At 59.9% G+C, this 11,829-nt stretch carries 12 protein-coding genes; 5 read left to right on the top strand and 7 right to left on the bottom strand.

Annotation, left to right across the window (positions count from 1 at the left end):
- On the bottom strand, nt 1–168 hold the full coding sequence (locus ACCD02_RS02205) for a rubredoxin (protein ID WP_027616797.1): 168 nt from the start codon (nt 166–168) through the stop codon (nt 1–3).
- A 178-nt stretch (nt 169–346) separates the two neighbouring features.
- Here ACCD02_RS02205 and ACCD02_RS02200 point away from each other — a divergent pair, with 178 nt between their 5' ends.
- Both ACCD02_RS02200 and ubiA read left to right on the top strand, forming a co-directional pair.
- On the top strand, nt 347–904 hold the full coding sequence (locus ACCD02_RS02200) for a chorismate--pyruvate lyase family protein (protein ID WP_413298292.1): 558 nt from the start codon (nt 347–349) through the stop codon (nt 902–904).
- On the top strand, nt 904–1,794 hold the full coding sequence (ubiA, locus tag ACCD02_RS02195) for a 4-hydroxybenzoate octaprenyltransferase (protein WP_413298291.1): 891 nt from the start codon (nt 904–906) through the stop codon (nt 1,792–1,794). The genes ACCD02_RS02200 and ubiA overlap by 1 nt, the downstream gene beginning before the upstream one ends.
- Nucleotides 1,795–1,827: 33 nt before the next feature.
- On the opposite strand, the gene ACCD02_RS02190 is transcribed toward ubiA, so the two are convergent.
- On the bottom strand, nt 1,828–2,208 hold the full coding sequence (locus ACCD02_RS02190; protein ID WP_413298290.1) for a hypothetical protein: 381 nt from the start codon (nt 2,206–2,208) through the stop codon (nt 1,828–1,830).
- A 159-nt stretch (nt 2,209–2,367) separates the two neighbouring features.
- Between ACCD02_RS02190 and phoB the strand changes: the two genes are divergently transcribed.
- From phoB to ACCD02_RS02175, 3 genes are all read left to right on the top strand, one after another.
- Nucleotides 2,368–3,057, top strand: a complete 690-nt coding sequence (gene phoB, locus ACCD02_RS02185) for a phosphate regulon transcriptional regulator PhoB (RefSeq protein ID WP_259100891.1) — start codon at nt 2,368–2,370, stop codon at nt 3,055–3,057.
- 99 nt (nt 3,058–3,156) lie between these two features.
- Nucleotides 3,157–4,422 (top strand): phosphate regulon sensor histidine kinase PhoR, encoded by a 1,266-nt coding sequence (phoR, locus tag ACCD02_RS02180; RefSeq protein ID WP_413298330.1) that lies wholly within the window; start codon nt 3,157–3,159, stop codon nt 4,420–4,422.
- Between the two features lie 121 nt (nt 4,423–4,543).
- Nucleotides 4,544–5,884 (top strand): hemolysin family protein, encoded by a 1,341-nt coding sequence (locus ACCD02_RS02175; protein WP_413298289.1) that lies wholly within the window; start codon nt 4,544–4,546, stop codon nt 5,882–5,884.
- Nucleotides 5,885–6,198: 314 nt separating this feature from the next.
- Here ACCD02_RS02175 and ACCD02_RS02170 read toward each other — a convergent pair whose 3' ends face one another.
- From ACCD02_RS02170 to pstA, 5 genes are all read right to left on the bottom strand, one after another.
- A complete protein-coding gene (locus tag ACCD02_RS02170; protein WP_413298288.1) occupies nt 6,199–7,095 on the bottom strand; it encodes a peptidoglycan DD-metalloendopeptidase family protein in 897 nt (298 codons plus the stop codon).
- A 224-nt stretch (nt 7,096–7,319) separates the two neighbouring features.
- Nucleotides 7,320–8,207 (bottom strand): response regulator, encoded by an 888-nt coding sequence (locus ACCD02_RS02165; protein ID WP_413298287.1) that lies wholly within the window; start codon nt 8,205–8,207, stop codon nt 7,320–7,322.
- 200 nt (nt 8,208–8,407) lie between these two features.
- Nucleotides 8,408–9,172, bottom strand: coding sequence for a phosphate signaling complex protein PhoU (phoU, locus tag ACCD02_RS02160; RefSeq protein ID WP_259100895.1), 765 nt, complete (start codon nt 9,170–9,172; stop codon nt 8,408–8,410).
- 70 nt (nt 9,173–9,242) lie between these two features.
- A complete protein-coding gene (pstB, locus tag ACCD02_RS02155; protein ID WP_413298286.1) occupies nt 9,243–10,076 on the bottom strand; it encodes a phosphate ABC transporter ATP-binding protein PstB in 834 nt (277 codons plus the stop codon).
- Between the two features lie 59 nt (nt 10,077–10,135).
- Nucleotides 10,136–11,752, bottom strand: a complete 1,617-nt coding sequence (gene pstA, locus ACCD02_RS02150; RefSeq protein WP_413298329.1) for a phosphate ABC transporter permease PstA — start codon at nt 11,750–11,752, stop codon at nt 10,136–10,138.
- Between the last annotated feature and the right edge of the window lie 77 nt (nt 11,753–11,829).

Below are 11,829 nucleotides of genomic sequence, written 5' to 3'. Positions count from 1 at the left end.
TCAGGCGATTTCGATCATTTCGAAATCCATCTTGCCGACGCCGCAGTCCGGGCACAGCCAGTCTTCAGGAACGTCCTGCCAAAGTGTGCCGGGGGCGATACCGTCATCCGGCCAGCCATCGGCTTCGTTATAAATCAGGCCACAGACAACGCATTGCCACTTCTTCATCGCTTAACTCTCTCGGTTCAGGCTGTATGTTGTCCGGCGGTCGATGGTGCCGCAATTGCCGCCAGGCTCAGGGGTCTTGTACTGACCGGCACGCGCGGATGCAAGTGTGTTTGTCACAATAGATATGTCTGACCTGCTAAGCTCGCCGCCTCAACGATCAGCCCTATTGCCTAACGTAATGCAGCCCACCTCCGCTCTCATTGCTCCCGACTGGTTCGAACGCGCGCAGATGCCTGCGGCCTGCGAGCCGGTGATCCTGCACTGGTTGTTCCACCAGGACTCCCTGACCCGCCGCCTCACCCGCCTGTCTGCCGACCACTTCAGCATCACCGTGCTGTTCGAAGGCTTGCAGTTGCTGCGCGATGATGAATGCGTGGCCCTCGGTTTGCCCGCAGGCACCGAAGGTTGGGCGCGCGAAGTGCATCTGCATGGCCATGGCCAGAACTGGGTGTTCGCCCGCAGCGTCGCTTCGCGGGATGCTTTGCTGGCCAGCGGCCTGAACATGGGCGAGCTGGGTACGCGCTCCCTGGGCCTGTTGCTGTTCAGCAACCCTGCCTTCGATCGTGGTGAACTCCAGGCCTGTCGTTACCCCGCGCAATGGCTGCCCGCTGAAGACCGTGCCGAGGGCCTGTGGGGTCGTCGCTCGTGCTTCAGTCGCGGCGACCTGGGCGTGCTGGTGGCGGAAATCTTCCTGCCGGACCTGTTACGTGCAATCAAGAATGCGGAGCCCTTCTGATGTACCTGACCCTGCTCAAATCCCTCAATCGCCTCAATCCCCGCGCCTGGGACTTCGTTCAACTGACACGCATCGACAAGCCCATCGGTATTTACCTGCTGCTGTGGCCGACACTGTGGGCGCTGTGGATCGCCGGCAAGGGCGCGCCGTCCCTGGGCAACTTCCTGATTTTCGTGCTGGGGGTATTCTTGATGCGCGCGGCAGGCTGCGTGATCAACGACTTCGCTGACCGCAAGGTGGACGGCCACGTCAAACGCACCGAGCAACGCCCCCTGGCCAGTGGCAAGATCCGCTCGAAAGAAGCCCTGGCGCTGTTCGCCATTCTGGTCGGCCTGAGCTTCCTGCTGGTGTTGCTGACCAACAAGACCACCATCTGGCTGTCGTTTGGTGGTGTGGCACTGGCAGCCTGCTATCCCTTCATGAAGCGCTACACCAATTATCCACAGGTAGTGCTGGGCGCCGCTTTCGCCTGGGGCATCCCCATGGCCTTCACCGCCGAGACCGGCACGCTGCCAGCCGCCGCCTGGCTGCTGTATATCGCCAACCTGTCGTGGACCGTGGGCTATGACACCTACTACGCCATGGTCGACCGTGACGACGACCTGCGCATCGGGGTGAAATCCACGGCCATCGCCTTCGGCAAGGCCGACCGTCAGATCATTCTTGGCTTGCAGGTGCTGGCTCTGGTGTTCCTGTTGCTGGCGGGCTGGAGCTTCGAACTGGGCGGGTATTTCAAGCTGGGGCTGCTAGCGGCTGGCGCGTGCTTCGTCTGGCAGTACCAGACCACCTACAAGCGCGACCGGGACGCCTGCTTCAAGGCGTTTCTGCATAACCATTGGGCGGGCTTGGCGATATTCGCCGGGATAGCCGTGGACTATGCGATGCGCTGACCGTCAGCAGTGCACTGACGGCCAGCCACAGGGTTACGGCTTGACGGTGTGCCAGACGTCGCCTTTGCCTTCGCCGGTCTTGTCGCCAGCCGCCTTGTCATTCTTGAAGAAGTACAGCGGCTTGCCTTTATAGACCCACTGCGAGGCACCATCGTCGCGCTTGATGATGGTCCAGTCGCCCGAGGCCTTGTCAGCCGCCGTGGCAGTCAATGGCGGCCAGTTGGTGGCGCAGGCGTCATTGCACACGGACTTGCCGGCAGAGGTGTCCTTGTCGAAGGTGTAGAGGGTCATGCCCTTGTGGTCCACCAACACGCCATCCTTGGTCATGGCAGGCTCGGCAGCGAAGGCCAGGCCCGAGGATGCCAATGCGGCGGCGGCCAGCAGGCCCATCAGCGTCGAAGAAAACTTAAGCATCGGATGAATCCTCTTGTTATGAAATTTCTTGTAGGACAAGTCACCAAGCTTAGACCGTTCTCGGCTATAACTGCCAGCGCCCTCGCAAGTTGTCACACGACTGCAATAATTCCGTTATCTAATGCGCCCCAAGACAGTTAAATGACAAGAGGTTCAAGCATGGCCGGCAGGAGCATCCTGATCGTTGACGACGAAGCGCCCATCCGCGAAATGATCGCCGTCGCGCTGGAAATGGCCGGCTATGACTGCATGGAAGCCGAAAACTCCCAGCAGGCACATGCCATCATCGTCGACCGCAAACCCGACCTGATCCTGCTCGACTGGATGCTGCCCGGCACCTCCGGTATCGAGCTGGCCCGTCGTCTCAAGCGTGACGAGCTGACCGGGGATATCCCGATCATCATGCTCACGGCCAAGGGCGAAGAGGACAACAAGATCCAGGGTCTGGAAGTCGGCGCCGACGACTACATCACCAAGCCGTTCTCGCCTCGCGAACTGGTCGCCCGTCTCAAGGCCGTACTGCGCCGCGCCGGGCCGACGGATGGCGAATCGCCGATCGAAGTCGGCGGCCTGTTGCTCGACCCGATCAGCCACCGCGTGACCATCGATGGCAAGCCTGCGGAAATGGGCCCCACCGAATACCGTCTGTTGCAGTTCTTCATGACCCACCAGGAACGCGCCTATACCCGTGGCCAGTTGCTGGATCAGGTCTGGGGCGGCAACGTCTACGTCGAAGAACGTACGGTGGACGTACACATCCGGCGCCTGCGCAAAGCCCTCGGCGATGCCTACGAAAATCTGGTACAAACCGTTCGCGGCACGGGCTATCGCTTTTCCACGAAAAGCTGACAGCCCCGCGTGAACAGACAGTGTGTACGGCCCGCCGGACACCGGACAAGGATGCGTTCCTAATTGAATCAGAATTGGCATGGCACCCTGATCCGCCATATGTTGCTGCTGATCACCGGCTGCCTCGTGGTCGGGCTGATCAGCGGCCACTATGGCTGGAGCCTGGCCATCGGCCTGGGTCTGTATCTGGCCTGGACCCTCAAGCAGTTATTGCGCCTTCATGCCTGGCTGAGCAAGCACAAAGCCGACGAGCCGCCACCGGATGGTTATGGCCTGTGGGGCGAAGTGTTCGACAGCATCTATCACCTGCAACGCCGCGATCAAAGGGTTCGCGGACGACTGCAAGCCGTTATCGACCGCGTACAGGAATCCACCGCCGCCCTGCGCGACGCAGTGATCATGCTCGACAGCGAAGGCAACCTGGAATGGTGGAATCGCGCCGCCGAAACCCTGATGGGCCTTAAAACGCCCCAGGACAGCGGCCAGCCGGTGACTAACCTGGTGCGTCATCCGCGCTTCAAGGAATACTTCGCCCAGGAAAACTATCAGGAGCCGCTGGAAATCCCGTCGCCAACCAACGACCGGATGCGCATCCAGATGCTGATCACCCGTTACGGCAACAACGAGCACCTGATGCTGGTCCGGGATGTCACGCGCATCCATCAGCTGGAACAGATGCGCAAAGATTTCGTCGCCAACGTCTCCCACGAATTGCGCACGCCGCTGACGGTGATTTTCGGCTACCTGGAAACCCTGCTCGACAATGTCGAAGAGGTTAATCCGCGCTGGGTCCGGGCACTGCAACAGATGCACCAGCAGGGCGGGCGCATGCAGACGCTGCTTAACGACCTGTTATTACTGGCCAAGCTCGAGGCGACGGACTATCCGTCGGACAATCAGCCGGTCGTCGTCAGCGCTTTGTTGCAAACCATTACCAGCGATGCCCAGGCCCTGTCCGGTAACAAGAATCAGCAAATCACTCTGGATATCGAAGGCAGTGCTCGCCTCAAGGGCAGTGAAACAGAGCTGCGCAGTGCCTTCTCCAACCTGATTTTCAACGCCGTGAAATACACCCCGGCCGAGGGCAAGATCCATATCCGCTGGTGGACCGACGCCAAGGGCGCGCACCTGAGCGTGAAGGATTCCGGGATCGGCATCGAGACCAAGCATCTGCCGCGCCTGACCGAACGCTTCTACCGCGTCGACTCCAGCCGCGCCTCGAACACCGGCGGCACCGGCCTGGGCCTGGCCATCGTCAAACACGTGCTGCTGCGCCATCGTGGCACGCTGGAGATAAGCAGCGTAATGGGCAAGGGCAGCGTTTTTACCTGCCATTTCGCCGCTGTTCAGCTGAGTAACGTTTAAAGCGCGACACTTTCACCTCTAGGCAAGCTGGCGTTCAGCCGCTACATTGGCCCACTTGCGCCCAGGAATTTGGACGCCTCATTCGTCTCTTTGATTAAAACGGAACCTGTAAAACCCCACCATGGACCCTTCCCCTAGTCTTAGCATCGCCTCGATTTTCGCCGACTTCGGCATGATTCTTTTTGCACTTGTTCTGGTCCTGCTCAACGGTTTCTTCGTTGCTGCAGAGTTCGCCATGGTCAAGCTGCGCTCCACCCGAGTGGAAGCCATCGCCGAGAAGAACGGCTGGCGCGGACACATCCTGCGCACCGTACACAGCCAGCTGGACGCCTATCTGTCGGCCTGCCAGCTGGGTATTACCCTGGCTTCCCTGGGCCTTGGCTGGGTCGGTGAGCCGGCTTTCGCCCACCTGCTTGAGCCCGTGCTCGCCGCCGTGGGCGTGACTTCCCCGGAAATCATCAAGGGCGCGTCGTTCTTCACCGCCTTCTTCGTGATCTCCTATCTGCACATCGTGGTCGGCGAGCTGGCTCCCAAATCCTGGGCCATCCGCAAACCCGAGCTGCTGTCCCTGTGGACGGCCGTGCCGCTGTACCTGTTCTACTGGGCCATGTATCCGGCCATCTACCTGCTCAACGCCAGCGCCAACGGCATCCTGCGTATTGCCGGCCAAGGCGAGCCTGGCCCCCATCACGAGCACAGCTACAGCCGTGAAGAACTGAAACTGATCCTGCACTCCAGCCGCGGCCAGGACCCCAGCGATCAGGGCATGCGCGTACTGGCTTCGGCGGTGGAGATGGGCGAGCTGGAAGTGGTCGATTGGGCCAACTCCCGGGAAGACCTGATCACCCTGGATTGCAACGCCCCGCTCAAGGAAATCCTCGCCCTGTTCCGCCGCCACAAGTACAGCCGCTACCCGGTGTACGACGCGCAAAAGAACGAGTTCATCGGCCTGCTGCACATCAAGGATTTGTTGCTGGAACTGGCTGCACTGGATCACATTCCCGAGTCGTTCAATCTGCTGGAACTGATCCGGCCCCTTGAACGCGTCTCCAAGCACATGCCGCTGTCGCGCCTGCTGGAGCAGTTCCGCCAGGGCGCCGCGCACTTTGCCGTGGTCGAAGAGGCCGACGGCAAGGTGGTGGGCTACCTGACCATGGAAGACGTGCTGGAAGTACTGGTAGGCGACATTCAGGACGAACACCGCAAGGCCGAACGCGGCATCCTTGCCTATCAGCCAGGCAAGCTGCTGGTGCGCGGCGACACACCGCTGTTCAAGATCGAACGCCTGCTGGGCATCGATCTGGACCACGTAGAAGCCGAGACGCTGGCAGGCCTGATCTACGAAACCCTCAAGCGGGTACCGGAAGAAGAGGAAGTCATGGAAGTCGAAGGCCTGCGTATCATCATCAAGAAGATGAAAGGACCGAAGATCGTACTGGCCAAGGTGCTGAAGATCGATTGACCTGACTGTGGGAGCGGCTTCATCCGCGATATGGCATCCCAGTCGAAAAGTATGTGGCGGATGTACGGGCCTCTTCGCAGATAAATCCGCTCTCATCAAACAACGCGCAACGTACTGAATGACAAAGACTCTGTGGGAGCGAATTCATTCGCGAAAACGGTGTTCAAGGCGATGAAGATGCGTCGAATGTAACGGCCTCTTCGCGAATGAATTCGCTCCCACAAGATTTGCGCCCCGCCCCGGTTAGTGTTTGCTGCGTGACAGCGCGGCGTCGTAGACGGGTCGGGATCTCCCACAGGTACATCTGCTGCGCTCTAGTTTCCGCCCACGGCAAAATTGGGCAGGCTCTGCACCGGCTGGTTGAATTCGTAGGGAATCGATTCCAGCGCCAGGCCGGTGTTGCGCTGCACAACGAAGTGCAGATGCGGGCCACTGCTGTTGCCGGTGTTGCCCGACAACGCCAGGGCGCTACCCACGCTGACATGATCGCCTTCCTTGACCTTCACCGAGCCTTGCTTGAGGTGCAGGTAGACGCCCATGGTGCCGTCGTCATGCAGGATGCGCACGAAATTGCCTGACGGTTCCGAACCACGCCCGCTCTGGCCATTCTCGATCTTCATCACCACCCCGGCCCGCGCCGCGATGATCGGCGTGCCCTCGGGCATGGCGATGTCCATGGCATAGCGACTCTTGACCCCGAAATGACTGTAGCGGCCATTAGGCCCCTGGCTCAGGCGAAACGGGCCACCGACCCAGGGCAGCGGGTAGCGATAGGCCAGGGAAGAACCATGGGGGTCCCCAGGCACGTAGGTCAGGTTGGACTTGTAGCTCATCGCCTTGCCCGGCACCTTTGGGCTGAGCACCATCAGCCGCTCGTTGCTGCGTGCAGGCAGGACGCGGCGCAGAGTGCCCTCGGTAGCGCCCAACACGTTCTGCAGGCCGGACAGCTTCAGCTCGACCTCCACCGGCGCATACAGATCGTTGCGCACGTACAGGCTGTCGATGCCGTTGGCTTTCCTTACATCCAGATGCACCTGGCGTTCGAAGTGCTCGACCATGCGATCGCGAAACACCACCACGGCGGAACCGGGCGTAGGGCGGTCGGTAAAGGAAACCACGCCATTGGCGTCGGTGTACTTGTAGATGGTCAGCGCCGCGGCGGATTGCGCAGTCAGCAGCAAAACACAGAGGGTGGTCAGGCGCTGGAGCATAGGGAGACTGGCCTGTAAGAGAATTGAGGCAAGCCTAACAGTGATCTGTAAGGATTGGGATGCAGCGGTTTCAATCGGCAACAGAAGGAGCGTCAAGGAATGCACGCCAAAACAGCTTGCGTGAACACCGTTGGAGCGAGGCTTATCTCAGACCTGTGGGACCGGCTTCAGCCGGGAAGGCGCCTTCCCGGCTGAAGCCGGTCCCATAGAGGTTTCCGAGGCCGTCAGGCCCCGGGGACGAAGTGCTTCTGAGCCGTACCACGGGCGATCAGGCGCGACAGGTAGTCGAGCTTCTGCGCATCCTGGTCGACAAAGCGGAAGGTGATCTGCAGCCAGTCACTGTCGGGCTTGGGTTCGAATGCGACGATGCCGTGCACGTAGCCGTTCAGGCGGGCAATCTCGGCGTTCTCGCCCTGCTCCAGATCAAGCACGGCGCTTTCCAGGATCTGCGGCAGCTTCTCATTGCGCTTGACCAGCAGCGACGCCTCTTTGAGGGTCAGTGCCTTGATGATGCACGGCTGATTGCCGCTTGGCAGGCGCAACTGGCCCTGGCCACGTCCGGCAGGGGCGGCTGTCTTGACCTCAGGGCTTGGCACCGGCGGTGGGTTGGCAATGCCGCCACCGGCTGGCTTGAGCACTTCGGCCTTGCCGCCGGTGAGGGCGTTGAGCGAGTCATTCAGTGGCGAACTCATACGCTGCGGCGCGGTGCTCATCACAGCATCGAGCTTACCGACCTTGGCCAAGGCTTTCTTGACCTTGGTCAGCAGCTGTTCGTTGGTGAACGGCTTGCCCACGAAGTCGCTGACGCCGGCCTGAATGGCCTGCACCACGTTCTCTTTATCGCCACGGCTGGTAACCATGATGAAGGGTACGGTCTTGAGGTGGTTGTCTTGCTGGCGGCACCAGGTCAACAGTTCCATTCCGGACATTTCCGGCATTTCCCAGTCGCACAGAATCAGGTCGTAGACCTCACGGGTCAGGAGAACCTGAGCCTTGCGGCCGTTGACGGCGTCATCGGTATGAATGCCGGGGAAATAATTACGCAGACCTTTTTTAACCAGATCGCGAATGAAAGTCGCGTCATCCACGATCAATACACTGACTTTACTCATCGACGCTCCTGCGGGCGTGTTACCACAACTTTGGTTGATACTACCCACGCCCTTTAATTCGGCAAGCATAACGCTGGCGCAAAGCCAGCGTCTAAACTGAATGAGCCGCCGACGCATTTAAATGCCGGGCGACTGAAATTAGGGGACCTTTATAACGAAAAAAGCCCAGCAATGCGCTGGGCTTTTTCTCGCAGGCAATATTACTTATCGTCAGCGTCGCCCGGAACATTAGCGCTTTCGTCGCTGCTGATACCGTGCACTTCTTCCTTCATGCGCTTGAGGCCCAGGTGACGCACGTCGGTGCCACGTACCAGGTAGATCACCAATGCGGAGATGTTGCGCGCATGGTCGCCAATACGCTCCAGCGAACGCAGGACCCAGATCACGTTGAGTACGCGAGAGATCGAGCGCGGATCTTCCATCATATAGGTGGCCAGCTCGCGCAGGGCGGTCTTGTACTCGCGGTCGATGACCTTGTCGTACTGGGCGACCGACAGCGCCAGCTCAGCGTCGAAACGGGCGAACGAGTCCAGGGCATCACGAACCATGTTGCGTACCTGGTCGCCGATATGACGCACTTCCACGTAACCACGCGGCGATTCGCCTTCTTCGCACAGTTGAATGGCACGACGGGCGATCTTGGTGGACTCGTCACCGATGCGCTCCAGGTCGATCACCGACTTGGAAATGCTGATGATCAGGCGCAGGTCGGAAGCCGCTGGCTGACGGCGGGCGAGAATGCGCAGGCATTCTTCGTCGATGTTGCGCTCCATCTGGTTGATGCGGTCGTCGACTTCACGAACCCGCTGGGCCAGGCCCGAGTCGGCTTCGATCAACGCCGTCACGGCATCGTTGACCTGCTTCTCGACCAGACCACCCATTTCGAGCAGATGGCTGCGAACGTCTTCCAGCTCGGCGTTGAATTGTTGAGAGATGTGATGGGTATGGCTGTCTTTATGGATCATGCTCGGTGTCCTTGGAACGTCCGGTTAAGTGCGAAAACGCAGCGGTGGTTCAGGGCTGACGAAGCACGTCCTAGCCGTAACGACCGGTAATGTAGTCTTCAGTCTGTTTCTTCGCCGGGTTGGTGAACAACGTATCCGTGTCACCGAACTCGACCAACTTGCCCATGTACATGAAAGCTGTGTAATCAGAAACCCGTGCCGCCTGCTGCATGTTGTGGGTAACGATCACAATGGTGTATTTGGATTTCAGTTCGTAGATCAGCTCTTCGACTTTTAACGTCGAAATCGGATCAAGAGCCGAACAGGGTTCGTCGAGCAGCAGGACTTCCGGCTCCACGGCGATAGTCCGGGCGATCACCAGACGCTGCTGCTGGCCACCGGACAACCCCAACGCCGACTCGTGCAGGCGGTCCTTGACCTCCTCCCACAAGGCAGCGCCCTTCAAAGCCCACTCGACCGCTTCATCGAGTACGCGCTTTTTATTGATGCCCTGGATGCGCAAACCGTAGACCACGTTTTCGTAGATGGTCTTGGGAAACGGGTTAGGCTTCTGGAACACCATGCCGACGCGACGCCGCAGTTCCGCAACGTCCTCGCCCTTGCGATAAATATTGTGGCCATAGAGATTGATAACGCCCTCTACGCGACAGCCATCCACCAGATCGTTCATGCGATTGAAGGTGCGCAGCAATGTCGACTTGCCGCAGCCAGACGGGCCGATGAACGACGTCACGCGCTGCTTGGGTATGTTCAGGCCAATGTCGAACAGCGCCTGCTTGCCGCCGTAAAACAGGTTCAGGCCAGGCACTTCAATGGCGATGGTTTCCTCGGCCATGCCCACCTCAGCCTTGTTGCGCCTCAAGGCCGACATATTGATGCCTGGGGTGTGAGTGTCTTGCGGCATCGAGTCCTCCCTATGCCAAACCTTCATTAGGGTCGACCGCGCAGGCGCGGCCATTTCGATCAGCTGTCCAACGCTTTGTACTTCTCACGCAGATGATTGCGGATCGCTACGGCCGACAGGTTGAGCAGGGCTATCACCAGCACCAGCAACAGCGCAGTGGCGTACACCAGCGGCCGTGCGGCTTCGACGTTGGGGCTCTGGAAGCCGACGTCATAAATATGGAAACCCAGGTGCATGATCTTCTGATCCAGATGCAGATAAGGGTAGTTGCCATCCACTGGCAGCGACGGCGCCAGCTTGACCACCCCTACCAGCATCAGCGGTGCGACTTCACCGGCGGCACGGGCGACGGCGAGAATCAGGCCGGTCATCATGGCCGGAGTGGCCATGGGCAGCACGATCTTCCACAGCGTCTCGGCCTTGGTCGCGCCCAATGCCAGCGAGCCTTCGCGGATGGTCAGAGGAATACGCGCCAGGCCTTCCTCGGTAGCGACTATCACCACGGGGACGGCCAGCAGCGCCAGGGTCAGCGAGGCCCACAACAGGCCCGGCGTACCGAAGGTCGGCGCGGGCAAGGACTCGGCAAAGAACAACCGGTCAATCGAGCCGCCCAGTACATAGACGAAAAAGCCCAGGCCGAACACGCCATAGACAATGGCCGGCACCCCTGCCAGGTTGTTCACGGCAATACGGATCAGCCGGGTAACCGGTCCTTGCCGTGCGTATTCGCGCAGATAGATCGCGGCCAGCACGCCAAACGGCGTAACAATGATCGCCATGATCATGGTCATCATCACGGTGCCGAAAATCGCCGGGAAGATGCCGCCTTCGGTATTGGCTTCACGGGGGTCTTCGCTGAGAAATTCCCACAGTTTGCTGAAGTAGAAACTCACCTTGGCGGCAGTGCCCATGGCATTGGGCTGATAGGCGTGCACCACCTTGCCCAAATTGATCTCGACTTCCCGACCATCGGCCTCGCGAGCGGTCAGACTGTCACGGCTGACCGCTTCGTGCAGGCCGCCCAACTGCGCCTCGATGACTTTGTAGCGGGCATCCAGTTCGGCACGCTCGCTGTCCAGGTCCGCCTGTGCAGCGGCATCGAGCGTGCCCTGCAGCTCCAGCTTGCGCCGTTCCAGGCGCAACTGTTCGATGCTGTGGTTGATAGCACCGATGTCTTTCTTTTCAAGCTTGTTCAATTGATCGGCCAGATCGGCCACGCGCTTGATTCGCTCTTGCAGGATCGGCCACGCGGCCTGTCCTTGAGCAATGACCTTGCCACCTTCCTTGACGTTTACCAGGTAGCCGTAGAAATTGCCCCACTCGCGCCGCTCAAGGGTCATCAACTCGGCAGGACGTTGCTGATCGCTCAGCCACTCGCCAACCACCCAGGTGAAATCGCTGGGGTTGCTGTCACGATTGCCGACCTTCAGCAGTTCACGGGTCATCAACTCCGGTCCCTGATCGGATACCGGCATGCCCACAGCCTTGAGCCGCGCCCGAGGTACCAGTTCCTGCTGCACCACCTCACCAATCACCGGCTGCGCCTGCAGGCCCGGCACCGTGTATTGCGCGGCAAGCAGGTCAGCCGGCCAGAAGTGCCCCAGGCCACGTACGGCAATGATCAGCAGCAGGCCCAGGGTCATGATCACGGCGATGGATACGGCACCCGCACTCATCCAGACGCCGGGAGCACCGCTTTTGATCCAGCTCTTGAGGGAGTTCTGTTTCACTGACGCCCAATTTCCTTTTTGGT

Origin of the sequence: Pseudomonas sp. Pseusp88, assembly GCF_047303955.1 — a bacterium.
In the GTDB taxonomy this organism is placed as follows: Bacteria; Pseudomonadota; Gammaproteobacteria; order Pseudomonadales; family Pseudomonadaceae; genus Aquipseudomonas.
Note: the sequence above shows the minus strand (reverse complement) of the source record. Positions and strands in the feature narration are given on the sequence as shown.